The organism is Zobellella endophytica, from assembly GCF_003012775.1.
Classification (GTDB): domain Bacteria; phylum Pseudomonadota; class Gammaproteobacteria; order Enterobacterales; family Aeromonadaceae; genus Oceanimonas; species Oceanimonas endophytica.
In genome coordinates this window covers 1-24,655 of sequence record NZ_PXYG01000001.1, presented here as the reverse complement: position 1 = coordinate 24,655, position 24,655 = coordinate 1, and the positions used below count along the sequence as shown (strand labels likewise).

General features: G+C 62.6%; 21 protein-coding genes and 1 other RNA gene. 8 read left to right on the top strand and 14 right to left on the bottom strand.

All coding sequences use genetic code 11. The features are described from left to right. Positions 1–192: 192 nt before the first annotated feature. The 6 genes from gcvP to C7H85_RS00085 all read right to left on the bottom strand — a co-directional run bounded on the left by gcvP (position 193) and on the right by C7H85_RS00085 (position 8,053). Positions 193–3,075 carry an aminomethyl-transferring glycine dehydrogenase gene (gcvP, locus tag C7H85_RS00110; RefSeq protein WP_106727699.1) on the bottom strand — a complete coding sequence of 961 codons (2,883 nt, stop codon included), beginning with the start codon at positions 3,073–3,075 and terminating at the stop codon, positions 193–195. Between the two features lie 148 nt (positions 3,076–3,223). Beyond that, on the bottom strand, positions 3,224–3,613 hold the full coding sequence (gene gcvH, locus C7H85_RS00105) for a glycine cleavage system protein GcvH (RefSeq protein WP_106727698.1): 390 nt from the start codon (positions 3,611–3,613) through the stop codon (positions 3,224–3,226). A gap of 19 nt (positions 3,614–3,632) precedes the next feature. Beyond that, on the bottom strand, positions 3,633–4,736 hold the full coding sequence (gcvT, locus tag C7H85_RS00100; RefSeq protein WP_106727697.1) for a glycine cleavage system aminomethyltransferase GcvT: 1,104 nt from the start codon (positions 4,734–4,736) through the stop codon (positions 3,633–3,635). Between the two features lie 320 nt (positions 4,737–5,056). After that, positions 5,057–6,268: an FAD-dependent monooxygenase gene (locus tag C7H85_RS00095; RefSeq protein WP_106727696.1), complete on the bottom strand. Its 1,212-nt coding sequence runs from the start codon at positions 6,266–6,268 to the stop codon at positions 5,057–5,059. A gap of 3 nt (positions 6,269–6,271) precedes the next feature. Beyond that, positions 6,272–7,462, bottom strand: coding sequence for a 2-octaprenyl-6-methoxyphenyl hydroxylase (gene ubiH / locus C7H85_RS00090; protein ID WP_106727695.1), 1,191 nt, complete (start codon positions 7,460–7,462; stop codon positions 6,272–6,274). Positions 7,463–7,486: 24 nt separating this feature from the next. Continuing rightward, positions 7,487–8,053 carry a UPF0149 family protein gene (locus tag C7H85_RS00085; protein ID WP_106727694.1) on the bottom strand — a complete coding sequence of 189 codons (567 nt, stop codon included), beginning with the start codon at positions 8,051–8,053 and terminating at the stop codon, positions 7,487–7,489. Positions 8,054–8,201: 148 nt separating this feature from the next. Between C7H85_RS00085 and zapA the strand changes: the two genes are divergently transcribed. The 5 genes from zapA to rpiA all read left to right on the top strand — a co-directional run bounded on the left by zapA (position 8,202) and on the right by rpiA (position 10,413). Then, positions 8,202–8,501 carry a cell division protein ZapA gene (zapA, locus tag C7H85_RS00080; RefSeq protein ID WP_106727693.1) on the top strand — a complete coding sequence of 100 codons (300 nt, stop codon included), beginning with the start codon at positions 8,202–8,204 and terminating at the stop codon, positions 8,499–8,501. Positions 8,502–8,522: 21 nt separating this feature from the next. Then, a non-coding RNA gene (gene ssrS / locus C7H85_RS00075) (6S RNA) lies at positions 8,523–8,705 on the top strand. Between the two features lie 103 nt (positions 8,706–8,808). Further along, positions 8,809–9,039, top strand: a complete 231-nt coding sequence (locus C7H85_RS00070; protein ID WP_106727692.1) for a VF530 family protein — start codon at positions 8,809–8,811, stop codon at positions 9,037–9,039. Positions 9,040–9,108: 69 nt separating this feature from the next. After that, positions 9,109–9,687, top strand: a complete 579-nt coding sequence (locus C7H85_RS00065; RefSeq protein ID WP_106727691.1) for a 5-formyltetrahydrofolate cyclo-ligase — start codon at positions 9,109–9,111, stop codon at positions 9,685–9,687. Between the two features lie 66 nt (positions 9,688–9,753). After that, positions 9,754–10,413 (top strand): ribose-5-phosphate isomerase RpiA, encoded by a 660-nt coding sequence (gene rpiA / locus C7H85_RS00060; RefSeq protein ID WP_106727690.1) that lies wholly within the window; start codon positions 9,754–9,756, stop codon positions 10,411–10,413. Between the two features lie 32 nt (positions 10,414–10,445). Here the strand turns inward: rpiA and modC are convergent, their stop codons facing one another. From modC to modA, 3 genes are read right to left on the bottom strand one after another with little or no spacing between them, the layout of a single operon-like run. After that, positions 10,446–11,510 carry a molybdenum ABC transporter ATP-binding protein gene (gene modC, locus C7H85_RS00055; RefSeq protein WP_245879520.1) on the bottom strand — a complete coding sequence of 355 codons (1,065 nt, stop codon included), beginning with the start codon at positions 11,508–11,510 and terminating at the stop codon, positions 10,446–10,448. Further along, on the bottom strand, positions 11,507–12,187 hold the full coding sequence (gene modB, locus C7H85_RS00050) for a molybdate ABC transporter permease subunit (RefSeq protein ID WP_106727689.1): 681 nt from the start codon (positions 12,185–12,187) through the stop codon (positions 11,507–11,509). Before modB ends, modC begins: the two co-directional genes overlap by 4 nt. A 9-nt stretch (positions 12,188–12,196) precedes the next feature. Continuing rightward, a complete protein-coding gene (modA, locus tag C7H85_RS00045; RefSeq protein WP_106727688.1) occupies positions 12,197–12,973 on the bottom strand; it encodes a molybdate ABC transporter substrate-binding protein in 777 nt (258 codons plus the stop codon). A gap of 163 nt (positions 12,974–13,136) precedes the next feature. On the opposite strand from modA, the gene C7H85_RS00040 reads away from it, so the two are divergent. Then, positions 13,137–13,910, top strand: a complete 774-nt coding sequence (locus C7H85_RS00040) for a TOBE domain-containing protein (RefSeq protein ID WP_106727687.1) — start codon at positions 13,137–13,139, stop codon at positions 13,908–13,910. A gap of 68 nt (positions 13,911–13,978) precedes the next feature. On the opposite strand, the gene acnA is transcribed toward C7H85_RS00040, so the two are convergent. Then, positions 13,979–16,696, bottom strand: a complete 2,718-nt coding sequence (acnA, locus tag C7H85_RS00035; protein WP_106727686.1) for an aconitate hydratase AcnA — start codon at positions 16,694–16,696, stop codon at positions 13,979–13,981. A gap of 304 nt (positions 16,697–17,000) precedes the next feature. On the opposite strand from acnA, the gene rimK reads away from it, so the two are divergent. Next, the gene (gene rimK / locus C7H85_RS00030) at positions 17,001–17,903 is read left to right on the top strand and encodes a 30S ribosomal protein S6--L-glutamate ligase (protein WP_106727685.1); all 903 of its coding nucleotides are present in this window, start codon (positions 17,001–17,003) and stop codon (positions 17,901–17,903) included. Further along, positions 17,903–18,922, top strand: coding sequence for a succinylglutamate desuccinylase/aspartoacylase family protein (locus tag C7H85_RS00025; RefSeq protein WP_106727684.1), 1,020 nt, complete (start codon positions 17,903–17,905; stop codon positions 18,920–18,922). The genes rimK and C7H85_RS00025 overlap by 1 nt, the downstream gene beginning before the upstream one ends. Positions 18,923–19,362: 440 nt before the next feature. On the opposite strand, the gene serA is transcribed toward C7H85_RS00025, so the two are convergent. The 4 genes from serA to C7H85_RS20180 form a co-directional block, all read right to left on the bottom strand. Further along, complete coding sequence (serA, locus tag C7H85_RS00020) at positions 19,363–20,592, bottom strand: phosphoglycerate dehydrogenase (RefSeq protein ID WP_106727683.1); 1,230 nt, start codon at positions 20,590–20,592, stop codon at positions 19,363–19,365. 149 nt (positions 20,593–20,741) lie between these two features. Next, complete coding sequence (locus tag C7H85_RS00015) at positions 20,742–21,443, bottom strand: SIMPL domain-containing protein (RefSeq protein WP_245879519.1); 702 nt, start codon at positions 21,441–21,443, stop codon at positions 20,742–20,744. Between the two features lie 54 nt (positions 21,444–21,497). Beyond that, the gene (locus C7H85_RS00010) at positions 21,498–21,995 is read right to left on the bottom strand and encodes a hypothetical protein (RefSeq protein ID WP_106727681.1); all 498 of its coding nucleotides are present in this window, start codon (positions 21,993–21,995) and stop codon (positions 21,498–21,500) included. A gap of 58 nt (positions 21,996–22,053) precedes the next feature. Continuing rightward, positions 22,054–24,655 (bottom strand): Ig-like domain-containing protein (locus tag C7H85_RS20180; protein WP_146140391.1); only part of this gene is annotated, 2,602 nt, incomplete at its 5' end.

Genomic DNA, 24,655 nt, shown 5'->3' with positions numbered 1-24,655 from the left:
TTTTTTTTGCTGAGCACGATACATGCTCAGGCCCTGCAGCCAGCACCAACCGGAGCGCAGGCGGCTCGCCTGCCTTCCCGCCCAGCGGGACCCTTCGGCCTTGAAAACAACGCCTCCACCACCGGCATCCCCCCCAGGCGACAAAAAGGGCGCCTCGCGGGCGCCCTTGTCGTTATCCGGAACCTGGTACTCTTATTCGCCGTAGGCCTCGGTGGGCAGGCAGCTGCAGAACAGGTTGCGGTCGCCGTAGACGTCGTCGATGCGGTTGACGGTCGGCCAGAACTTGGCGCGGCGCACCTCGGCGGAGGGGAACACCGCCTGCTCGCGGCTGTAGGCCCGGCTCCACTCGGCGTCCATCACGTCGTCCTGGGTGTGCGGGGCATTGACCAGGGGGTTGTCCTCCAGCGTCCACTGGCCGCTCTGCACCTGGCGCATCTCCTCGCGGATCTGCTTCATGGCATGGATAAAGCGGTCGATTTCCACCTTGGACTCGGACTCGGTCGGCTCGATCATCAGGGTGCCGGCCACCGGGAAACTCATGGTGGGGGCATGGAAGCCGTAGTCCATCAGCCGCTTGGCCACGTCCATCTCGCTGATGCCGCACTCTTCCTTCAGCGGGCGCAGGTCGACGATGCACTCGTGAGCCACCCGATCGTTGCGGCCGCTGTAGAGGATGGGGAAGTCCTCGGCCAGGCTCTTCATCAGGTAGTTGGCGTTGAGCATGGCCACCTGGGTGGAGCGCTTGACCCCCTCGTCGCCCAGCATGGCGATGTACATCCAGCTGATCGGCAGTATGCTGGCGGAGCCGAAGGGAGCCGCGGACACGGCGCCATTGTCCCGGCTTTCCTTGCCGGTCTTGACCACGGCGTGGCCGGCCACGAAGGGCGCCAGGTGCGCCTTGACGCCGATGGGGCCCATGCCGGGGCCGCCGCCGCCGTGGGGGATGGCGAAGGTCTTGTGCAGGTTGAGGTGCGACACGTCGGAGCCGATAAAGCCGGGCGAGGTGATGCCTACCTGGGCGTTCATGTTGGCGCCGTCCATGTACACCTGGCCGCCATGGCTGTGCACGACCTCGCAGATCTCGCGGATGCTTTCCTCGTACACCCCGTGGGTGGAGGGATAGGTGGCCATGATGCAGGACAGGTTCTCGCCCGCCTCGGCGGCCTTGGCCCTGAGGTCGGCCATGTCCACGTTACCTTTCTTGTCGCAGGCCACCACTATCACCTTCATGTTGGCCATCTGGGCCGACGCCGGGTTGGTGCCGTGGGCGGAGCTCGGGATCAGGCAGATGTCGCGATGACCTTCACCCCGGGACTCGTGGTATTTCTTGATGGCCAGCAGGCCGGCGTATTCGCCCTGGGCGCCGGAGTTGGGCTGGATGCAGATGGCATCGTAGCCGGTGATCTTGACCAGCCAGTCTTCCAGCTCGCCGATCATCCGCTGGTAGCCCTGGGTCTGATCCAGCGGCGCGAAGGGGTGGATCCGGGCGAACTCGGGCCAGCTCACCGGCACCATTTCGGCGGTGGCGTTGAGCTTCATGGTGCAGGAGCCGAGCGAGATCATGCCGTAGTTGAGCGACAGATCCTTCATCTCCAGCTTGTGGATGTAGCGCAGCATCTCGCTCTCGGAGTGGTACTGGTTGAACACCTCGTGAGTCAGGATGGGCTCGTCGCGCAGAAGGCGCTCGGGAATGGAGCCGGTGCCCCTGGCGGCAACGGCGTCCAGCGCCGCCACCTCCAGGCCGTGGCCTGTCCCCAGGAAGAGGTCGAACAGCTCGGCCACATCATTGCGGGTGGTGGTTTCGGACAGGGACACGCCCAGGGCGCCGTCCAGATCGGTGCGCAGGTTGACGCCGGCGGCCAGGGCCCGGGCCTGGATGGCATCCTTGTCATTGGTGACGATGGTCAGGGTGTCGAACCAGCTGTCGTGCTTGAGCTGCACACCCTTGGATTGGAGGCCCAGGGCCAGGATGTCGGTCAGCCGGTGCACCCGCTCGGCGATGCGCTTGAGGCCTTCGGGGCCGTGGTAAACGGCGTAGAAGCTGGACATGTTGGCCAGCAGCACCTGGGCGGTACAGATGTTGGAGTTGGCCTTTTCCCGGCGGATATGCTGCTCGCGGGTCTGCATCGCCATGCGCAGGGCCGGCTTGCCACGGGTATCTTTGGACACGCCGATGATGCGCCCCGGCAGGGAACGCTTGTGCTCGTCGCGGGTGGCGAAGAAGGCGGCGTGGGGACCGCCGTAGCCCATCGGCACGCCGAAGCGTTGGGCGTTGCCCAGCACCACGTCGGCACCCAGTTGGCCCGGCGCCTTCAGCAGCACCAGCGACAGGATGTCGGCGGCCACGCAGGCGATGCCCTTCTGGCTCTGCACCTTGGCGATCAGATCCTGGAGGTCGCGGATCTGGCCGGTGGTGGACGGATACTGGAACAGGGCACCGAACAGCTCGTGCTCCACCACCGCCTCGGCGGGAGCGACGATGATGTCGAAGCCGTAGTGTTCGGCCCGCTCGCGCACCACGTCGATGGTCTGGGGATGGACGTCATCGGCGATGAAGAAGCTGTTGGCCTTCTTGTTCTTGCTCACCCGCTTGGCCAGGGCCATCGCCTCGGCGGCGGCGGTGGCCTCGTCCAGCAGCGAGGCGCTGGCCAGGGGCAGGCCGGTGAGGTCTTGCGTCATTTGCTGGAAGTTGAGCAGCGCTTCCAGCCGGCCCTGGGCGATCTCCGGCTGGTAGGGAGTGTAGGCGGTATACCAGCCCGGGTTTTCCAGCACGTTGCGCTGGATCACCAGGGGCACATGGGTGTCGTGGTAGCCCATGCCGATATAGCTTTTGCATACCTTGTTTTGCCGGGCCAGGGATTTCAGGTAGGCCAGCGCCTCCACCTCGGTGCGGCTGGCACCGATGCCGAGCGGCTGGTCGTTGAGGATGTTGGCGGGGACGGTCTGGTGGATCAAATCGTCCAGGGACTCGGCGCCCACCACCGCCAGCATCTCGGCCACTTCCTGCTCGGAGGGCCCGATATGGCGGCCGATGAATGCGTTGTTCTGCTCAAGTTCTAACAAAGACTGGGTCATTTTCTTTCACTTCCTTAATAGGCCGGCAGCCTGAAGGCATGCAGGCAACCGGCCCCGGGATTCCGCTTGCCGGCAAATGTCTGAGGTGGGATTGCAAGTCGGCCAAAGGCATCAAATATCAATAAGCCCCCGAAAAGGGGGCTTGGGATCACTCTTCGTCGATGCTGTTTTCGTAGCCTTCGGCGTCCAGCAGCTCGTCCAGATCGGACTCGTCGGCCAGCTTGATACGGAACAACCAGCCATCGCCGTAAGGATCGGAGTTGACCAGCTCGGGGCTGTCTTCCAGATCCTCGTTCACGGCGATGATTTCACCGCTCACCGGGGCATAGATGTCGGACGCGGCCTTGACCGACTCGGCCACGGCGCAGTCTTCGCCCACGTCCAGGGTGCGGCCCACTTCGGGCAGCTCAACAAACACCATATCACCCAACAGATCCTGCGCGTGCTCGGTAATGCCGACCACCGCCTCACCGTTCCCTTCCAACCGTACCCATTCGTGGGAGCGGGCATACTTCAATTCACTGGGGATATTGCTCATCAGTTGTTCCTCTTGATTCTCAAAACTCGGCGACCGCTTGGCCGAACCGTACGAAAGTCGGCTTCACCACGGACACCGGCATCCATTTTTTACGCAGTTCCACTTGTGCATTGGCCCCAATGGAGCGCGGCACCCGCGCCAGGGCAATGCTGAAACCCAGTGTAGGCGAGAAGGTGCCGGAAGTGATAACGCCCTGTTGTTCATGGCCCTGACCGTCGGTAAAACGAACGATGGTGCCGGCGCGCAGCACGCCTTTTTCCTTCATCACCAGGCCCACCAGCCTGGGCTGGTCGCCGGCGGCGCGCTGGGCTTCCAGCGCCTGGCGGCCGATAAAGTCGCGCTCGGCGGGCTCCCAGGCGAGGGTCCAGGCCATGTTGGCGGCGAGCGGAGAAACCGACTCGTCCATATCCTGGCCGTAAAGGTTCATGCCCGCTTCCAGGCGCAGGGTATCCCGGGCGCCCAGGCCGCAGGGGCGCACGCCGGCGTCCCTGAGCGCGTTCCACAGGGCGGCGGCCTGCTCGGCGGGGACCACGATTTCATAGCCGTCTTCCCCGGTGTAACCGGTGGTGGCGATAAAGAGGGAGCCGGCCTGCACCCCGAAGAAGGGTTTCATGCCGTCCACGGCGGCATTCTGCTCGGCGCTGAACACGGTGGCGGCTTTCGCCTTGGCGTTAGGGCCCTGCACCGCGATCATCGCCAGCTCGGGCCGCTCGGTGAGGGTGACCTCGAAGCCTGCCACCTGCTGGTTCATCCAGGCCAGATCCTTCTCGCGGGTGGCGGAGTTGACGATCATGCGGTAATCGTCTTCGGCGAAGTAATAGGTGATCAGATCATCGATGACACCGCCCTGCTCGTTGAGCATGCCGCTGTACACGGCCTTGCCGGGCTGGGTCAGGCGGCCCACGTCGTTGGCCAGCAGCTTCTGCAGGAAGGCCTTGGCCTGGCTGCCCTTGACGTCGACGATGGTCATGTGGGAGACGTCGAACATGCCGGCGTCCTGGCGCACCGCATGGTGCTCTTCCAGCTGGGAGCCGTAGTTGATGGGCATTTCCCAACCGTGAAAATCCACCATCTTGGCACCGGCTTCCAGGTGCTGGGGGTGCAGAACTGTTTGCTGAGTCATGGCGCTTCCTTTTATTCCAGGCCTGGCCTGTGAGCGATAATCCGGTATTGCCCTCCGATTATACTCAAGCCGGCCCGGGATAAAACCGAGGAACACTTAAAAAAAACTTATCGTTTTATCCACCAAGATAAAATGTGAGCCAGCAAGCAACAGTTTTTTAAACGAAAGGAAGCGCTTAATTTGGTTTTTTACACCAATAAATAACAAAAAATTAATATTTTAGGTATTTAAAAGCCTACCAATAAGCACAAGCACAAATTATTTGCTCACCGGGCGGCAAAAAATAATGCCAGAAAAACTAATCTTTAAAAGCACTCGGATTAGTTTTTCTCAAGGCTGGACAGCCTCGGCTGCAACCCGCCGACCCCCAGGGCATGAGCGGCCAGCCTGCGCTTGAGCGGGGTCAGCCGGTCGGTCATCCCCAACCCCAGGCCACGCATCCCCTTCACCAGCGGGTGGGCCGTGCCGAACAGCCGCTTGAGTCCCTCCATGGTTGCCAGCAGGGTAGCCGCCTCGGCCTTGCGCCAGCGTTCGAAGGATCTCAACCCGGCCAAGGTGCCGATATCCTTACCCTGGCCGTGCAGGCGCGCCAGGGTGTCGGCCAGGGCGGCGGCATCCTGCAACCCCAGGTTGACCCCCTGCCCCGCCAGCGGGTGTATGGTGTGGGCGGCGTCGCCGATCAGCGCCCAGCGCGGGCCGCAGAACTGCTGGCTGAAACGGGCCTTAAGCGGTATCGCCATGCGCGGCCCCAGTACCTCGCACAGGCCCAGGCGCAGATCGAAGGTATGGGACAACGCTTTGTTGAATCCGGCTTCGGGCTGGGCCACCAGGGCTCCGGCCCGCTCCGGGGCGCAGGACCAGACGATGGAGCACTGGTGCGCATCCGCCAGGGGCAGGAAGGCCAGGATATCGTTGCCGCGGAAGATCTGGCGGGCGGTGCGGCCATGGGGCTCGGCCGTGGCCACGGTCGCCACCAGGGCGCAGTGATCGTAGTCCCACTCGGTCATGCCCGGCTGCAACTGGCCACGCAGCCAGGAGCGGGCGCCGTCGGCCCCCACCAGCAGCCGTCCGGTGATGGGGGTGCCGTCGTCGAGCAGCACGAAGGCCCCCTGCTCGCTCACCGACAGCGACGCCGCCCGCGCCGGCATATGCAGGCTGATATGGGGACACCGTCGGGCACGGGCCAGCAAGGACTGCAGCAACAGCCGGTTTTCCACGATGTGGCCGAGGCGGGGCTGGTGCAGCAGGGCGGCGGAAAAACCGATGCGGGCGGCACTGTCCGCCTCCCACACCTCCATCTCGGTGTAAGGGCCGAGTCGGCCTCTGTCGCCCGGCCAGGCGCCGAGCCGCTCCAGCAGAGTCTGGGAGGCCAGGTTGATGGCGCTGACCCGGTTGTCGGGAATGGCGGGCAGCTCGCCGTCGTCTTCCTGCCCTTCCACCACCGCCACCCGCAGACCGCTGTGCTCCATGGCCAGCGCCAGGGTCAGCCCGACCATGCCGCCACCGATAATGATGATGTCCGCCGCTTGCATCTGTTACCTCTTGCCCATGGCCCGCCAGGCCAGTTGCTCTTTGAAGGGGGCGCAGGCCGCCATGGCCATCAGCCCCAGGTTGCGCCCGGCCGCCAGGGCCGGGTTGTCGTTGGAAAACAGCAGGGCCAGCCCCGTGGTCAGGCCGACGATGGCGGCTTGATCCGGCTGTCGCTCCCGACCATAGCCGGCCAGCACCGGGTAGCCGCCAAAATCCTGCCCCAGCCCGAGTGCCGAGCCCACCGCCGCCACCAGGGCGGCCACGTCGCGCAGCCCCAGGTTGAAGCCCTGGCCGGCGATGGGATGCAGCAGGTGCGCCGCGTTGCCCAGCAACACCACCCTGTGGTGCCAGGGCTTTTCCACTTCATCGAGCAGCAAGGGGTAGCAGTGCCGGGTGCCGGTGCGCTGCAAGCGTCCCAGCCGGTAGCCGAACGCCCGTTGCAACTGGGCGAGGAAGGCGTCGTCATCGAGCGCCATGATGGCCTCGGCCCGCGCCGTGGAGGCGCACCAGACCAGAGAGCTGCGCCCCTCGCTCATCGGCAGCAGGGCCAGGGGCCCTTCCCGGGTAAACCGCTCGAAGGCACGCCCGTCGGGCGGCTCGGCCGTCTGCACGTTGGCGATCACCGCGCTCTGGCCGTAGTCCAGTTGTCGGCTCGGCAACCGCAACTGCTCCCTGACCAGCGAACGACTGCCGTCCGCGGCCACCAACAGCCGGGTGCCGAGCGACTGGCCACTCGCCAGCACCAGCTCGACGCCGTCGGCATGCTGGCGAAAACCGGCGATCCGGTCCGGGCAAATCAGCCGGATGTTGTCCGCGGCCGCCAGTTGCCAGTACAGCGACTGACCGACGGGGTTCAGCTCCACCACGTAGCCCAGGGCCGGCACCCGGTATTCTTCCGCCGCCATCAGCACCTGGCCAATGTGGCCCTGATCCGATACCTGGATACGGGTGATGGGGGTCGCGAGTGGCGCAAAGCAGGACCAGAGGCCGAGCCGCTCGAGCAGCTCCCGGCTGTGCTGTGCCAGGGCGATGCTGCGGGCATCGAAGCCCGGATGGGCCTGCAGATCCGGCGAGGCCGCTTCGATGACCGCGATGCTAAGCGCCGAGCCGTCCGTCCGGCGCAGGGCGCCCAATCCCAGCGCCAGCACGGCGCCGGTCATGCCGGCACCGTTGATTACCACGTCATAATGAGTCATAACCTGTCTGCGTTCTGGTGGCCTTTAGTGCAGGGTGGGCCGCCGGGCGGCCGGCTGGCCCTTGCCGAACTCCTCGAACGCCAGGGTGGCGCCGAGTTTGAGGTGTTCGTACAGCACCACGAAGGCGGCTTCGTTCTCTTCGTTTTCCTGCTCGAATTCGCCGGAAACCTGGGTGATGTTGCTGATATCCTGGATCATTTCCTGCAGCTCGGGCGAAGCCTTGTTCAGCTCCTGCTGCACCACCCCGAAGCCGGCCAGGAAGGCGCCGGCCCATTCCATCATCGCATCCAGCCGTTCATCGAGCGGCATGTCGTCCTCGGGCAGCAGCAGCTCGAACCGGGCCTGGCTGAGCAGTTCGTCATAGACCCGGTAAAACAGCAGGTTCACGGCCTTTTTCAGCTCGGCGGGCAAGCCGAAGCCGTCGTTCAGCAGCTCGTCGAAATGCCGCTGCCAGCGAACGTCGTCCTTGGCCATGCCGCCGCAGATCAAGCCACTGATGACGCCATGCACCTCGGCGGCGGTGACCACCATGTTGTGCTGTTCCAGCAGGGAGGTGAAAGCTTCGTAGTTGAGACGGGCGTTGTCGTTCATCGTTTACTCAATCGGGAAAAGATGGGCGTTATTACCCCGGATCCTAGCATTGCCGCCCGTCCCAGGCCAGCAACCCCTTGAAACTTCTGGAGCGCCACTATATAGTCGCCACAATTTTATTGCCTATTGCAAGCCACCTGAGGACCACATGACCACAGCGGCAATCGACATCGTTATTCTCGGGCGCCCTTACAAGGTGGCCTGTCCTGTCGGACAGGAAGCGGCATTGCACAGGGCGGCCAACATGCTCAACGAGCGGATCCGCGAGCTCAAGCAAAACGGCAAGTCCGCCTCCAACGAGCAACTGGCCATCATGATAGCGCTCAATGTCTGCCATGAGCTCGAGCTTGAAAAGGACAAGAATCATCAATATGCTGACGCCATGGACAAGCGCATCAAGATGTTGCAGCATACCATAGAGGACGCGCTGGCCAGCAAGGTAGGCTGAGCGGCTTCACAACACGTTTTGTTTTCCCTGGGGTGTTCGTCAGTAGGGTGGCGTCCCTGAGCCGATATCAACAGCAAAGGAAAGCCGCGTTATTTACTATTGAGCATGCTCGGCCCGACCGAGACGCCTGCGGTAGATACCGGGTTTCCGCCTTGAACCACAGGGTTCAAGGACTAACACCCGCAACGGCACCCTGGGGACCCCTTCACCGTATATTTTCGCTTCCCGCCGGCATGGCCGAAGCATCCTTACGGCACAAGCCGGTTTGGTCAGATCCACTTAATTTTCTTCAGCAAGGCCATCCCTGATGCATGAACAGCCCAACAATCCCCTGCACGGTATCACCCTGGAAGCCCTGCTGACCGAGCTGGTCGAACGCTACGGCTGGGAAGAGCTGGCCCGCCGGGTCAATATCAACTGCTTTAAAAAAGATCCCAGCATCAAGTCCAGCCTCAAGTTCCTGCGCCGCACCCCCTGGGCCCGCACCGAGGTCGAGGCACTGTACCTGCGGCTGAAAAACAGCCCCTGGCACCGCTGACGGCCGCTTTGCATTGCCGGCGAAGAGTGCGATAACCTGCGACTAGTCTCTTTTTTACCGGAACCCGCCATGACTGACAGACACCAGATCCGGCAGCAGATACGCCAGGCGCGCCGCCGACTGACTGCGGCCGAACAGGACGCCGCAGCCCGCACCATAGCGGAGCGGGTGGCCGACACCCCCCACCTGGCCTCGGCCCGACGGGTGGCGCTGTACCTGGCCAACGACGGCGAGCTCGACCCCCGGCCCCTGATCGACTGGTACTGGTCCCAGGGCGCCCAGGTCTACCTGCCGGTACTGCACCACTTCAGCCCCGGCCACCTGCTGTTTCTGCGCTACGATCCGGACACGGCGCTCATCGCCAACCGCTTCGGCATTCCCGAGCCCCGGCTCGATGTGCGCCTGCTGCTGCCCAAGTCGGAGCTGGATCTTATCTACACCCCGCTGGTGGCCTTCGACGCCGCCGGCAACCGCATGGGCATGGGCGGCGGCTTCTACGACAGAACCCTGTCCGGCTGGCACCGGGGCCAGGGCCCACGCCCGGTGGGCCTGGCCCACGACTGCCAGCAACTGGCCACCATTCCCACCGACCACTGGGACGTGCCCCTACCCGAGCTGCTCACCCCGAGCCGGCACTGGCGCTGGTAAAAGCCGCATGCAAGCAGGGCCGCCTTTGCTATAATGCGCGGCACTTTTGCAGGAGACAGCACAGCCATGACACAAGACGAAATGAAAAAGGCCGCCGGCTGGGCGGCGCTGGAGTACATAACCCCGGGCACCCTGGTGGGTGTGGGCACCGGCTCCACCGTCAACCACTTTATCGACGCCCTGGGCTCCATCAAGGACCAGATCAAGGGGGCGGTATCCAGTTCCGAGGCCTCCACCGCCCGGCTGCAACAACTGGGCATCCAGATTTTCGATCTCAACGAGGTCGGCGAGCTGGCGGTGTACGTGGATGGCGCCGATGAGATCGACGGCGCCATGGCGATGATCAAGGGCGGCGGCGCGGCCCTGACCCGGGAGAAAATCGTGGCCGCCGTGGCCGACAAGTTCGTCTGCATCGTCGACGGTACTAAAACCGTCGAGGTGCTGGGCGCCTTTCCACTGCCGGTAGAAGTGATCCCCATGGCCCGCGAATACGTGGCCCGCGAGCTGACCAGGCTCGGCGGCAAGCCGGTATACCGGAAAGGGGTGATCACCGACAACGGCAACCAGATCCTGGACGTGCACGATCTCAAGATCACCGATCCCAAGGGCCTGGAGACCCGCATCAACGCCATTGTCGGCGTGGTCACCAATGGCCTCTTCGCCGAGCGTGGCGCCGATGTACTGTTGATCGGCACCCCCGAGGGCGTGATGCGCAAGGGCGCCTGAGGATGTCCGGTGGCCCCTGTGGGGCCAAGCCTTCAGCTCAGCAGCGCCACCGCCTTGATCAGGGCATAACAACCTTGTCCTTCCGCCAGCCGGAGCTGGCCGGCGGAATAGGCGGACACCTCGGCCAGCAGGCCCTGGCCGTCGGCCAATTCCCCGCTCACCAGCACCCTGCCCTCCCTGACCGGATGTACCCGGCGGATCTGCATCGGTAACTGATTGAGGATGGAGACCCCTTCCAGCGGCGTCAGCGACAGGCTGACATCCGAGGCCTGTATCCGCAACCTGGCCCGGGTCACGGGCCGGCGCAGCGGCTTGACCAACCAGAGTCGCTGTTCGCCGAAATCGAAGGGAGTTCGGCCATCGTCCAGGCCCTGCCCTATTACCCCTTCCAGAATGCTGGCCGCCCCTTCCTCGACGAAGAGCGGGGAATCCGGGCGGGCCAGGGCGTCGCGCAGGGACTCGATGCGACTGATCTGTCCTTGCTCCATCAGGATCACCCTGTCCGCCAGCCGCTCCACCTCTTCCGGCGCATGGGTCACGTAAAAGATGGGCACCCCGCTCTGGGCGGCCAGCTCCTCGAGGTAGGGCAGGATCTCCTGCTTGGCCGCCCGGTCCAGGGCCGACAAGGGTTCGTCCAGCAGCAGGATGCGGGGACTGGTCAACAGCGCCCGCCCTATGGCCACCCGCTGGCGCTGCCCTCCAGACAGTTCGTGGGCCCGATGACCGAGCAGGGGAGCCAGCCCAAGCCAGTCGATCACCGTCTGCGGTTCGAGCTGGCGCTCTGCCGGCGGCAACCGTTTCCAGCCGAAGTCGAGGTTGCCCCGGGCCGACAGGTGGGGAAACAGGCTGGCTTCCTGGAACACATAGCCCAGCCGGCGCCGGTGGGTCGGCACCCGCCGCTGGCCGTCCTGCCAGCATTCATCTCCCAGCCAGAGCCGGCCCTGGCACGGCTCCAGCCCGGCCAGGGCGCGCAGCAGGGTGGTCTTGCCGCAGCCGGAAGGGCCGAACAGCACCGTCACCCCCGACAACGGCAACTCGAACCCGACATCCAGGGAAAACTCCCGCCGCTGAAGTTTGAATTCGGCGCTGAGCATCATGGGTGCACCACCGCGAAACGGCGATTCAGCACATAGACCGCCATCAGGATAGTGAACGACAAGACCAGCAGTATGCCGGACAACAGGTGGGCCTCGGCGTACTGCAGCGTCTCCACGTGATCGTAGATGGCGATGGAGATCACCTGGGTCACCCCGGGAATGTTGCCGCCGATCATCAGCACCACGCCGAATTCACCCAGGGTATGGGCAAAGCCGAGTACGATGGCGGTCAGGAAGCCGTTGCGGGCCAGCGGCAGCACCACGGAGAAGAAGCAGTCCAGCGGGGAAGCCCGCAAGGTGGCCGCCACCTCCAGCGGGCGCCGGCCGATGGTACTGAAGGCACCCTGCAGGGGCTGCACCACGAACGGCAGGGAATAAAAGGACGAGCCGATCACCAGGCCGGTGAAGGTAAAGGCCAGGGTGCCCTCCCCCAAGGCCCGGGACAGGCCACCGATGGGACCACTCGGCCCCAATGCCAGCAACAGGTAGAAGCCGATCACGGTCGGCGGCAGCACCAGCGGCAGGGCCACCAGCGCTTCGATCAGGGCCTTGTATCGCCACCGGCTCTGGCTCAGCCACCAGGCCAGCGGCGTTCCGATGACCAGCAGCACCAGCACCGTCACCCCCGCCAGCCGCAGCGTCAGGCCGAGGGCGGCCATATCCTGGGGAGAGAGCATGCGTCCTCCTCAGTGCGCATGCCGGGCAACGGGTTCCCCGGCCTCGGCACCGTAACCATAAGACTCGATCAACTCTACCGTTTGCGGGCTGCGTACATGGTCGAGCAGGGCCCGGGCCGCCTCGGAGTCCTGCAGCAACACCGCCTGCTGGACGATGGGGGAATAGAGCTCGTCGGGCACCTGCCAGTATGAGCCATCGGCGTACTCACCCTGCCGGTACACCTGCGCCTTGGCCACGAAACCGAGCTGGGCGTTGCCGCTGTAGACATACTGGTAGGCCTGGCCGATGTTTTCTCCCCGCACCGTCTGCTCGCTGAGCTCATCCCAGAGCCCCAGTTGTTCCAGCACTTCCCGGGCGGCCCGGCCGTAGGGCGCCGTGGCCGGGTTGGCGATGGACAGGAAACGGAACCGCTTCTCGCGCAGGGCCGACTGGTCCTCGTCGATATAGTCCGGATCCGGGCTCCACAACACCAGCTTGCCCAGGGCGTAGGTAAAGCGACTACCGGGCATCGCCACCCCTTCCTGCTCCAGCAGTAGCGGGCGTTCTTCATCGGCGGAGAAGAAAGCGTCAAAGGGAGCCTCGTTCTTGATCTGCGCATAGAGCTTGCCGGTCGCGCCGGAAGACAGGATCACCTTATGTCCGGTCTCTGCTTCGAACTGCCGGGACAAATGGGTCATGACATCGATAAAGTTGGTGGCGACGGCCACCCGCACCTCATCCGCGGACAATGAGGTCGCGGTAGTCAGCAAGCCGACCAGCAGGGAGCAGCGGAACCTGGTGTTCATGGTCAGACCATCCTTTGGTTATATAAAGATGTATATAGCGAAGGCCACTCTAACGCTATATAAGAAAAAACACAACGCCACTTACTGACTAAAAAGTCAGGATAATAATTTGTGCCTTGCTCCTTCCCGCGTCAGAATGCGCTTATTTAGCCATGAGGACCCCATGGATCTGGAACTGTTACTGAGCCTGCACCGTGAGGGTCGCCTGTTCGTCAACCCCAAGCGCATCCGCCTGCTGGAGCAAATCCAGCAACAGGGCTCCATCAGCCAGGGCGCCCGGGCTGCCGGCATCAGCTACAAGTCGGCCTGGGACGCGGTGCGCGAGATGAACGAGCTGGCCGGGCAGCCGGTGGTGGAGAGCGAGGCCGGCGGCAAGGGCGGCGGCGGCGCCCGCCTCACCCCCTATGGCGGGCGGCTGCTCAAGATCTACCATCTGCTGGCGCAGATAGAGCGGATGGCGGTGGACGCCCTGCAGGACGAGGCCGCCTCCCTCGACAGCCTGCTGGCGGTGGTGGCGCGCTTCGGCCTGCAGACCAGCGCCCGCAATCAGTTCTTCGCCCGGGTGGAAGGGCTGGATCCGAGCGATCTCAGCCGCAAGGTACGGCTGCGGCTGGACGGCGGCGCCCTGCTCTACGCGGACATCACCACGCGCAGCTGCCACCGGTTGGGATTGACGCCGGGCAAGGAGGTACTGGCGCTGGTCAAGGCGCCCTGGGTCGCCGTTGAAACGGCGCCGGCCGACGACGCCCGCAACCGCCTGGCCGGCACCATCACCGAGGTGGCCAGCGGCGAGCAGTTCAACGAAATCACCCTGCGGCTGGATCAGGGCCATGATATCCACGCCCTGCGCCCGGCACAGGACCCCCTGCCCGCCCCGGGCAGCCGCGCCTTCGCCTGCTTCGCCCCCGACCAGGTGATCCTCGCCACCCTGGGGTGACGATAGCCGGAAGCTGGAAGCCAAGTTTACCCACCACTCGGTCTGCTTCCAGCCTCAAGCTTCCGGCTTCAGAGCATTTTGCGGATCACGTAGTGCAGTATGCCGCCGTGGCGGTAGTAGGTCAGCTCATTGCCGGTGTCGATGCGGCAACGCACCTCGATCTCACGGCTCTTGCCATCTGCGTCCTCGATCTGCACCTTCAGCGTCTTGCCGGGTGTCAGCGCGTTAAGGCCGCGGATGCTGAGCCGCTCGTCACCTTTCAGCTCCAGGCCGGCCGCGCTGTCGCCTCCGGTGAACTCCAGCGGCACCACCCCCATGCCGATCAGGTTCGAGCGGTGAATGCGCTCGAAAGATTCGGCGATTACCGCGCGCACGCCCAGCAGACGGGTGCCCTTGGCCGCCCAGTCGCGGCTGGAGCCGGTTCCGTATTCCTTGCCGGCCACTACCACCAGTGGCACGCCTTCTTTTTCATAGCGCATGGCCGCGTCGTAAATCGCCAGTTGCTCGCCGCTGGGATAATGGCGGGTTTCACCCCCCTCGACACCGTCCAGCATCAGGTTGCGGATGCGGATATTGGCGAAGGTGCCACGCATCATCACCTCGTGGTTGCCGCGCCGGGAGCCGTAGGAATTGAAATCCTTGCGCTCCACGCCCAGGGATTGCAGGTATTGCCCCGCCGGGCTGTCGGCCTTGATGTTACCCGCCGGGGAAATATGGTCGGTGGTGACCGAGTCCCCCAGTATGGCCAGCAGCCGGGCCTGCTCGATGTCCTCGACCGGTTCCGGCTCCTTGCCCATGGTGCGGAAATACGGCGGATGCTGGATATAGCTGGAATCCGCCTGCCAGTTGAAGGTGCTGCTGCCCTCCACCGCAATGGCCTGCCAACGCTCGTCGCCGTCGAACACCTCGGCGTATTCCTTGCTGAACATCTCGCTTTTTACCTGCTCTACCGCCTCGGCAATGGCCTGCTGGGAAGGCCAGATATCCTTGAGGTACACCGGTTTGCCGTCCTTGCCGGTGCCGAGGGGATCCCGGGTCAGATCGACCTTCATGCTGCCGGCCAGAGCGTAGGCCACCACCAACGGCGGCGAGGCCAGCCAGTTGGTTTTCACCAGCGGATGGATGCGCCCCTCGAAGTTGCGGTTGCCCGACAGCACCGAGGCCACGGTGATGTCATCCTCCTTGATGGCCTGCTCAATGGGCTCGGGCAAGGGGCCCGAGTTGCCGATACAGGTGGTGCAGCCGTAGCCCACCAGGTAAAAGCCCAACTGCTCCAGCCAGGTCATCAGCCCGGCCTGTTTGAGGTAGTCGGTCACCACCTTGGAGCCAGGGGCCAGCGAGCTCTTGACCCAGGGCGCCCGGGTCAGGCCTTTCTCCACCGCCGCCTTGGCTAGCAGCCCGGCGGCCATCAGCACGCTGGGGTTGGAAGTATTGGTACAGGAGGTGATGGCGGCGATCACCACGGCGCCATCCTGTAGCCGGTGAGTCTGTCCATTGAGCGAAAAGGCGGTGCCTGCAAGCGACTGGCCGGCGCCGACCGCCGTCTGGCCGCCCTCGCCTTCCAGTCGGTTTTGCTGGGAGCTGTCCACCTTAAGCTCGCTGCTCAGGCCGAACGCCTCCGGCACCTTCGACAGCTCGACCCGGTCCTGGGGCCGCTTGGGTCCGGCCAGGCAGGCTTCGACCTCGTTCATGTCGAGGCTGAGGGTATCGGTGAACACCGGCTCGTCGCCGCCATGACGCCATAATCCCTGAGCCTTGCTGTAGGCCTCGACCAGGCCGACCTGCTCCTCGCTGCGGCCGGTGAGCCGCAGGTAACGCAGGGTTTCTTCATCCACCGGGAAAAAGCCGCAAGTGGCGCCGTATTCCGGGGCCATGTTGGCGATGGTGGCCCGATCCGCCAGGGGCAATGTCGCCAGGCCGTCGCCGTAGAATTCCACGAACTTGCCGACCACCCCTTTCCGGCGCAGCATCTGCACCACCGTCAGCACCAGGTCGGTGGCAGTAATGCCCTCGCGCAGCTTGCCGGAGAGCTTGAAACCCACCACCTCGGGGATCAGCATGGACACCGGCTGGCCCAGCATGGCCGCTTCCGCCTCTATGCCGCCCACGCCCCAGCCGAGCACGCCCAGGGCGTTGATCATGGTGGTATGGGAGTCGGTGCCTACCAGGGTATCCGGGCAGGCGATCAGGGTCCCATCCTGCCGTTGCTGCCACACGGCCTGACCCAGGTATTCCAGGTTCACCTGGTGGCAGATGCCGGTGCCGGGCGGCACCACCCGGAAATTGTCGAAGGTTTTCTGGCCCCAGCGCAGAAAGGCGTAGCGCTCGCCGTTGCGGGCCATTTCCATGTCCACGTTGGTGGCGAAGGAGCGATCATCGGCAAAGGCGTCCACCATCACCGAGTGGTCGATCACCAGATCCACCGCCGACAGCGGGTTGACCCGTTCCACCTCGCCTCCCAGGCGCTTGACCGCATCGCGCATGGCAGCCAGATCCACCACCGCCGGTACCCCGGTAAAATCCTGCATCAGTACCCGTATCGGGCGAAAGGCGATCTCCCGCTCGGTGCGGCCGGCCTTGAGCCAGTCCGCCATGGCGCCGATGTCATCCAGGGTGACGGTGTCGTTATCCAGGTTGCGCAGCAGGTTTTCGGTCAGAACCTTGAGGGACTTGGGCAGCCTGGCCAGCGCCTTGGCGTCGGGCACTTTCTCCAGGCTGTAGTACAGATAGGACTGGTTTCCCAGCGTCAGGTGATCGGTAAATGAAGTAGCAGAGCCGGAAGACATAATTCCTCCTTTCATGATCGCAATGGCGGGCGGCAACGATGGCATGCCGCCTGGGCATATCGATCAACTATTTAGGCACAGAACACCACACAAATAAAGCCGCCGCCGGCAAATCGCCCGGCAACCCGGCAACCCGGCGTATCCCTGTCAGGCACCGAATGAGCTCCTCGGGGCAATGACAAAAATGAATTTTTTTCGGTTCAGCCCCGTTTTTTCTTGTTGGCACAAATCATTCAGATAGCGTAGATAGGGAGCCTGAATTTCCCCCTCGGGGATCCACGGAATAGAGAGCCATGCCAACCCCATGAAAATCGCCATTCTTTCGCGCAACGCCTCCCTGTACTCCACCCGTCGCCTGCTGGCGGCGGCCGAGGCCCGAGGCCACGAGGTCACCATTATCGATGCGCTCAAGTGCTACATGAATATCAACGACAGCAAGCCCTCTATTCACTACCAGGGCCGGGAGCTGGACCGGTTCGACGCAGTGATCCCGCGTATCGGCGCCACCGTCACCTTTTACGGCACGGCGGTACTGCGCCAGTTCGAGATGATGGGCTGTTACTCGCTGAACCATTCCGCCGCCATCAGCCGCTCCCGGGACAAGCTGCGCTCGCTGCAGATCCTGTCCGGCCAGGGGGTCGGCATGCCGATCACCGGCTTCGCCTGCAAGCCCGACGACGTGCCGGATCTGATCGACATGGTGGGCGGGGCGCCCCTGGTGATCAAGCTGCTGGAAGGCACCCAGGGCATCGGGGTGGTGCTGGCGGAAACCCGCAAAGCGGCGGAAAGCGTGCTGGAGGCCTTTATGGGGCTCAAGGCCAACATCATGGTGCAGGAGTTTATCGAGGAGGCCAACGGCGCCGATATCCGCTGTTTCGTGCTGGGTGACAAGGTCATCGCCGCCATGAAACGCCAGGCCAGAGAAGGCGAGTTTCGCTCCAACCTGCACCGGGGCGGCGAGGCCCAGTTGATCCGCATCAGCCCCGAGGAGCGAAAGACCGCCATCGCCTCGGCCAGGGCCATGGGCCTGAGCGTGGCCGGGGTCGATCTATTACGCTCCAAACGAGGCCCGTTGGTGATGGAGGTCAATTCCTCCCCAGGACTGGAAGGCATCGAGCTGGCCACCGGCCAGGACGTGGCGGATCTGATGATCCAGTACATCGAAAAGCACGCCGGCAAGAAGCGCAAGACCCGGGAGCGCGGCTGATGACGGCCCCCTTTGCCATCGCCGGCACCCAGGTTGCGCCCGGCAGCCGGCAGGTGCTGCAGCTGGCCCTGGCCCAGCTGTATACCCAGTCACCGCTGACGGTGCCGCTGGAGGTGGTGCACGGAAAGCAACCCGGCCCGGTGCTGCTGATCTGTGCCGCCATTCACGGCGACGAACTCAACGGCATCGAAATCGTCAACCAGGTCCTGGGCAAGATCAGTCCGGCCCGACTGAAGGGCACCCTGGTGGCGGTGCCGGTGGTCAATGTGTTTGGTTTTATCCACAAGTCCCGCTACCTGCCGGACCGGCGCGATCTGAACCGCTGCTTCCCCGGCTCGGAAAAAGGCTCGCTCGGCTCGCGGGTCGCCCACTTTTTCGTGGACGAAATCGTCAGCAAGTGCAGTCATATCGTCGATCTGCATACCGGCGCCATCCACCGCGCCAACCTGCCGCAGATCCGGGCCAAGCTCGATTGCACCGTTACCCGGCAGATGGCGGAGAGTTTCGGGGCGCCCATTATTCTGGATGCGAGTATTCGGGACGGCTCGCTGCGGGCGGTGGCCGAAACCAGCGGCGTACCGGTGATCCTGTACGAAGCCGGTGAAGCGCTGCGCTTCGATCCCCTGGCCATCAAGGCGGGGGTGCGCGGCATCATCAATGTCATGCGTACCCTCGGGATGCTCAAGGCCGCATCCGGCAAGCCCAGGGTCACACCGATGATCGCCAAGTCCAGCACCTGGATCCGGGCCGAGCAGGACGGCTTGCTGCACCTCAGGGCCAGGCTGGGCGACCGGGTCCGCAAGGGGGAATGCCTGGGCACCATCACCGCCCCCCTGGGGATGGAGCCCTGCGAGGTGATTGCGCCCAAGAACGGCATCGTGATCGGCTGCCTGACCATGCCGCTGGTCAACGAGGGCGACGCGGTCTGTCACATAGCCACCTTCGACGAGGTGAAACAGGCGGAGCTGAGCGTGGAACGATTTGTGGACGAACTGGATATTCATCCGGAAACGTTATAAGGACCTGTTTGAGATCTGGTGTATTCGGCCAAAGCGCACTGCTCCGCCGGTACGCTATGAATACCTCCCTGTACGCTCTCTGTTTCATCCCTGAAACAGAAGGTCGGCAGAGCAGCACACTTTGCCCTCCCCATGAGCACCAGTGTCGCCTGCTGCCGCTACCACCAGACGGTGTCGGGGCTTGAAAGAGGCAACAGACAAGACTCGCGAAGATCGTAAACAGGCTCTAAGAAAAAAGGGGGGTTCGCTCCTTCAGACCGCTGACAAAGCTTCGTCGTTCTCTGTAGTCACGCGGGAGTCCAGTGCAATGTTTCACGGATCTCCGCCTTCGCGGAGATGACTATGGTTAAATAGCTGAAACAAAGGGAATATCAGGAAAAAAGCAGGTAATGAACTTTGACATCAAGCTGAAAGGGGCTTTCGCCCCTTCTTTTTGCTGCTTAGTGCAGGATCCGGGCGCGGATGGTGCCGTTGATGGCCTTGAGCTTGGCCAGGGCCTGCTCACTCTGGGCGGTTTCCACGTCGATCACCACGTAACCGATTCTGGGCGTAGTTTGCAGGTACTGCGCCGCGATATTGATATCGTCGGCGGCAAAGGCCTGGGCTATCTGGCTCAGGATACCCGGCTTGTTGTGGTGGACATGCAGCAGACGGCTGGTGCCGGCGTGGCTGGGCAGCGACACCTCGGGGAAGTTGACCGCGGACAGGGTGGAGCCGTTGTCGGAATACTTGACCAGCTTGCCGGCCACTTCGTAACCGATGTTTTCCTGGGCTTCCTGGGTGGAGCCACCGATATGGGGAGTGAGAATGACGTTGTCGAACTCACGCAACGGGGTCACAAACTCTTCGTCATTGGACTTGGGCTCCACCGGGAACACGTCGATGGCGGCACCGCCGACATGCTTGCTTGCCAGGGCGGCAGCCAGGGCGTCGATGTCCACCACGGTGCCGCGGGAGGCGTTGATCAGAATGGCGCCCGGCTTCATCATCGCCAGCTCTTCGGCGCCGAAGAGGTTCTTGGTCTGGGCCGTTTCCGGTACATGCAACGACACCACGTCGGACATGTTGAGCAACTCTTCCAGGCTGGCAACCTGGGTGGCATTGCCCAGCGACAGCTTGTTCTCGATGTCGTAGTAGAACACCTGCATGCCGATGCCTTCGGCAATAATACCCAGTTGGGTACCGATATGGCCGTAACCGATGATCCCCAGTTTCTTGCCCCGGGCTTCAAACGACTGGGTAGCGGTCTTTTGCCAGATACCGCGGTGTGCCAGGGCATTGCGCTCGGGAATACCACGCAGCAGCAGCAACAGTTCGCCCAGCACCAGCTCGGCCACACTGCGGGTATTGGAGAAGGGAGCATTGAATACGGGAACACCGCGAATTTCGGCGGCGGCCAGGTCAACCTGGTTGGTGCCGATGCAGAAACAGCCAATGGCCACCAGCTTGTCCGCTACATCCAGCACCGCTTCGGTCAGTTGGGTGCGGGAGCGGATACCGACGAAATGAACGTCTTTGATGCGCTCTTTAAGTTCATCTTCTGCCAGCGAGGTCTTCAGATAGTCGATATTGCTGTAACCAGCATTTTTGAAAGATTCAACTGTGCCCGGGTGCACACCTTCCAATAATAAAATTTTGATTTTTTCTTTATCTAAAGAATAGTTAGCCATTACCTGGTCCTTTATGACAACTGCGTTATAGGGCCATAAAGTATCAAAAACATCGGCTTTAGGGAATTTCTGTAATTAAAGTCACGTTTTTTTAAGTTATAAATTTTTTTTTAAACCTGCCCGGACCGGGCAGGCTGGATTAAGGGCGGTTATTTCAGGGCGAACACCACCTGGATACGATCCCTGAATTCGATTTCATTCTGCTGATAACCCGCATCGGCAGATTCCATCGCGGCCATTTTGGCCATGCCGTAATGGCGCGGCAAGGCGGGGGGCTGGCTCTGGTATTCGATGGCGTAGATGTCCCCCAGCGGGCGCTCAAAGCCCTCGGCCAGTTCCGCGGCCAGCGCCTTGGCATGGGCGATGGCGGCCGCCCTGGCCTGTTGCTGGTACGACTCCGCCTCCCGCGCACCATAGGCGATATGCTGCACATTCTGTATGCCCTGATCCAGCGCCTTGTCGAGCACCTGGCTCAGGTTGTCGAGCTGGTACAGGCGCACCGTAATGGTGCGCTCTGCCAGATAGCCGTTCAGTTCCGGCTTGCCTTCGCGCGGGTAGCTGTAATCGGGCCGGGTGACCAGGTTGCCGCTGTCGATATCCTCTTTCTTGATACCCAGGCTGCTCAGGCCACTGAACAGGGCCGCGACCTTGGTATCCACCTCCTCTTTGGCCGCCCGGCTGTCGTCCTTGAGCGCCGTGACCGCCAGGGACAGGGTGGCCATGTCCGGCGCCACCTTGATCTGGGCTTCGCCCTGAGTGATCAGGTGCGGGCCTTCCGGTACGGTAATCGCCAGTGCAGAAGTACTAAACAACAGTGCCAGGGGCAGAAGAGTCGCTTTGAATGAACGCATGATATGTTCCCGTGAGTGTGGTTGCGAGATAAGACCCGAAAGGTTCCTGTAGGTTCACCCATGATGGGAATATACGTCCAGCCAGTTGACCACATCGTTGATGAGCTCGCTGTCCAACGACGCCGGGGGCGGTGCCCCGCCCTGCATCGCCGGCAGCGGCAGCGGTTCCTGTTCGAAGATATCCTCCAGCACCGAATCTGCCAGTTGGCGATCTGCGTCGGAAGTTGACCCGATGTCGGAAAAAACCGGCAGCTCCAGGGTCTCCGTCAGCAGCGGCAACGGCTCCTCCGGCCCGGGAGCCAGGGTGCTGCCATCATCTCCGATCAGGGTGAGCTCGCCGTCGCTCAAACGGCCGGAACCGCGCCACTGCTGGCGTTCAAAATCGATGGAGAACAGCCCTTCCACTTCGCCTTCTTCATCGACGAGCTCCAGTTGTTCCAGCGAGGCCCCTTCCATGATCCAGGAGCTGTCCGCACCGGCCGCGATGACAATATGCTCACCGTTCCAGCGGTAGCTGACCCCTTGCAGCTCGACAGCGATGACTTTGGCCATGGGTTTGTTCTCCAACTAAATAGCGGGCACCTGAGGTGGCCCGGTTCGCATCACTTAATCATTTATCAACAATCAGGGTATTGTCGTCCATCATCTGCTGCAACAGCTCGCTGTTGGTGGTCGCGCCCGGATAGAGACTGAACAGATCGACACTTTCCAGCCTGACTTCCTGGCTGACATTGCCATCGCCAGCGGGTGACAGGGTAAAGACGGTGTCGGTTCCGTCCATCGCCACATTGATATAATCGTCGATGTCACCGGATTCTTCACCCACCAGCAGGTCGCTGAAATCCAGCCTGTCGACCCCTTTGTCGAAGTCGGTAATGATATCTTCCTCCGGCGACAACGGGGTGCCGTCAGCACCCGGCTCCCAGGTAAAGGTATCGATACCGGCACCACCGGTCAGGATATCGTCGCCGGAGCCGCCGTCCAGCATGTCGTTACCCAGACCACCATTCAGCTCGTCGTTACCGGCACCACCGGTCAGGATATCGCCGCCGGAGCCGCCATCCAGCATGTCGTTACCCAGACCACCGTTCAGCTCGTCGTTACCGGCACCACCGGTCAGGATATCGCCGCCGGAGCCGCCATCCAGCATGTCGTTACCCAGACCACCGTTCAGCTCGTCGTTACCGGTGCCACCATACTGGATATCGTTACCAGCCCCGCCATTGAGCATATCGTCACCATCGGCACCAAACAGGATATCGTTGCCGCTATTCCCATCCAGGATATCGTCTCCCGCGCCTCCCAGTAGCGTACCTTCTGTGCCGGTAGCCACCCCCAAAACCGCACCATCATCGCCCGCTTCCTGAAGAACATGGGTATCCGGGCTTAGCTGGACCTTGATGGCATTGGCCATTTCCACCGCGTCTCCATCACCGTCAACCAGTGCCAGATCAAAATCCAGCCGGATGGCATCACCGGGGGTAAACGCCAAAGCGCCAAAGCTGCCGACCTTGAAGGTATCGCCAGACTCATAATAATACTCGACACTATTGAGACCATTCAGCGTGGATACACCAATTTCAGTACCTGTGGCCACATTACCCACGATCACTTCATTGCCATCTACTGTAATAGTAAATACACGTCCTCCCACCTCGATAACAGAGGGAAGGCTGGCAACATTGAAGGTAGCCCGATCACTATCAAAGGCAATCAACACATGGGTGATTTTATCCGGCGTCCCGTCCCCAACGACGGTATTGCTGTCTGGATCATCAAATGCCTTGATGCGGATGGCGGAACTACCGTTAATTGCCGTAAATAAGGCACTGGCCCCATTAACAACATAGTGTTCATCATAATCGTAAATGGTTCCGCCACTGCTCCCACCGGAGGCCGGATTGCCGCTGACGTTATGCACATAATCCACTCGTAGTGCTTCTCCTGACCCGATACTTTGGCCATCCGCCACCCCCCAGGAGTTATTGCTGGTATTGACGGTAGCACCATCAACAGGTGTCAGTAGCACATCCAGATCATTGGATGAGCTGTCGTTGTAATAAGCATATTGGCTGTTTCCTCCACTGGGCGAGTACCCGGAGTCATTTACCGAGAACTCCCCGGCACCGCCATCAATCTGCTGAAATAACGCGAAACTATAGGTATCATCTGCCGTTGCCAAATCGCCGTCCAAAGCCAGCTCAATCATAAATATCAGTTGGGCTGTTTTTGCTACTCCGGATGCCTCGGTATAAGAGGAGTGACTCAAGGTAGAGCCGAGCAATGACTTGCCATCGTTGCTTACGTATAGATAAATCGGCGCCCCATTGGTTGTGAAGGGACTGACAGTGCCGCTTGCCACGGTAAACTTGAGAGTTCCTCCCTGATCGGCCCCAAAGTTGTTGTCTATATTCTTGTCCAGATCCAGCCTTACTCCAGAAACACAGGAGTTGGCCTGATTCAACAGGAAAGACATCTCTGGTGAAATGGCGGTCGGGCCGTCGTCGTTGACCCGGATGGTCAGCGTCGCCGCCGGCGAGACGTCGCCGTCGTCGTCGGTCACCCGCACCGGGAACGGGTCCTGCACCTGGTCGTCGGTGCCGATGGCGTTCGGGTCATCATGCTCGAGGGTATTGGTGTCGAGGGTGTAGCTCCAGCTGCCGTCCCGGTTGACCGACAGCGTGCCGTAGTCCCCCTGCACCAGGGTGCCGTCGGCCTCGATCCTGATCCAGGCACCGTCCTTGTCCTGCACCTCGATGAGCGCCAGGGTGTCGTGGCCGGTGTCGATCTCCAGCGCGCCGGACGCGGTCAGGTCGCCGCCGCCACGGCCGGCCGGCAGCGCCGACTCCCACACCACGCCGTCGTCCCCCTCGGCCAGCAGCACCGAGACCGTCGGCGTCGAGTCGTCCTGCAGGGTGAGGGTCACGGTGGCCGTGGTGCTGTCCCCGTCGCCGTCGGTGAGCCGGTACTGGAAGCGCACCTCGCCCTCCTCGCCCGCCGCCGGGGTATAGCTGAAGCTGCCGTCATGGTGGTACACCAGGCTGCCACTGCCGGTGAGGCTGCCCGCCACCAGCGCCACGCCGCCGGCCAGGTCGACGCCGTCCGCCCCCGCGCTGTCGTTGGCGAACACGTCAATGGTGACCGGCTCGTTTTCATTCGCCTGGCCGGCCCTGTCGTCCGCGGCGGTCGGACCGTCATCGTTGACCCGGATG

Bases quoted from the DNA above. Each gene is read 5' to 3' on its own strand.
- rpiA (WP_106727690.1), top strand. From the start codon at position 9,754: ATGACACAAGACGAAATGAAAAAGGCCGCCGGCTGGGCGGCGCTGGAG.
- zapA (WP_106727693.1), top strand. From the start codon at position 8,202: ATGACCACAGCGGCAATCGACATCGTTATTCTCGGGCGCCCTTACAAG.
- modC (WP_245879520.1), bottom strand. From the start codon at position 11,510: ATGATGCTCAGCGCCGAATTCAAACTTCAGCGGCGGGAGTTTTCCCTG.
- C7H85_RS00070 (WP_106727692.1), top strand. From the start codon at position 8,809: ATGCATGAACAGCCCAACAATCCCCTGCACGGTATCACCCTGGAAGCC.
- C7H85_RS00040 (WP_106727687.1), top strand. From the start codon at position 13,137: ATGGATCTGGAACTGTTACTGAGCCTGCACCGTGAGGGTCGCCTGTTC.
- C7H85_RS00015 (WP_245879519.1), bottom strand. From the start codon at position 21,443: ATGCGTTCATTCAAAGCGACTCTTCTGCCCCTGGCACTGTTGTTTAGT.
- gcvH (WP_106727698.1), bottom strand. From the start codon at position 3,613: ATGAGCAATATCCCCAGTGAATTGAAGTATGCCCGCTCCCACGAATGG.
- C7H85_RS00010 (WP_106727681.1), bottom strand. From the start codon at position 21,995: ATGGCCAAAGTCATCGCTGTCGAGCTGCAAGGGGTCAGCTACCGCTGG.
- serA (WP_106727683.1), bottom strand. From the start codon at position 20,592: ATGGCTAACTATTCTTTAGATAAAGAAAAAATCAAAATTTTATTATTG.
- C7H85_RS00095 (WP_106727696.1), bottom strand. From the start codon at position 6,268: ATGCAAGCGGCGGACATCATCATTATCGGTGGCGGCATGGTCGGGCTG.
- acnA (WP_106727686.1), bottom strand. From the start codon at position 16,696: ATGTCTTCCGGCTCTGCTACTTCATTTACCGATCACCTGACGCTGGGA.
- C7H85_RS00065 (WP_106727691.1), top strand. From the start codon at position 9,109: ATGACTGACAGACACCAGATCCGGCAGCAGATACGCCAGGCGCGCCGC.
- rimK (WP_106727685.1), top strand. From the start codon at position 17,001: ATGAAAATCGCCATTCTTTCGCGCAACGCCTCCCTGTACTCCACCCGT.
- C7H85_RS00085 (WP_106727694.1), bottom strand. From the start codon at position 8,053: ATGAACGACAACGCCCGTCTCAACTACGAAGCTTTCACCTCCCTGCTG.
- gcvT (WP_106727697.1), bottom strand. From the start codon at position 4,736: ATGACTCAGCAAACAGTTCTGCACCCCCAGCACCTGGAAGCCGGTGCC.
- ubiH (WP_106727695.1), bottom strand. From the start codon at position 7,462: ATGACTCATTATGACGTGGTAATCAACGGTGCCGGCATGACCGGCGCC.
- gcvP (WP_106727699.1), bottom strand. From the start codon at position 3,075: ATGACCCAGTCTTTGTTAGAACTTGAGCAGAACAACGCATTCATCGGC.
- modA (WP_106727688.1), bottom strand. From the start codon at position 12,973: ATGAACACCAGGTTCCGCTGCTCCCTGCTGGTCGGCTTGCTGACTACC.
- modB (WP_106727689.1), bottom strand. From the start codon at position 12,187: ATGCTCTCTCCCCAGGATATGGCCGCCCTCGGCCTGACGCTGCGGCTG.
- C7H85_RS00025 (WP_106727684.1), top strand. From the start codon at position 17,903: ATGACGGCCCCCTTTGCCATCGCCGGCACCCAGGTTGCGCCCGGCAGC.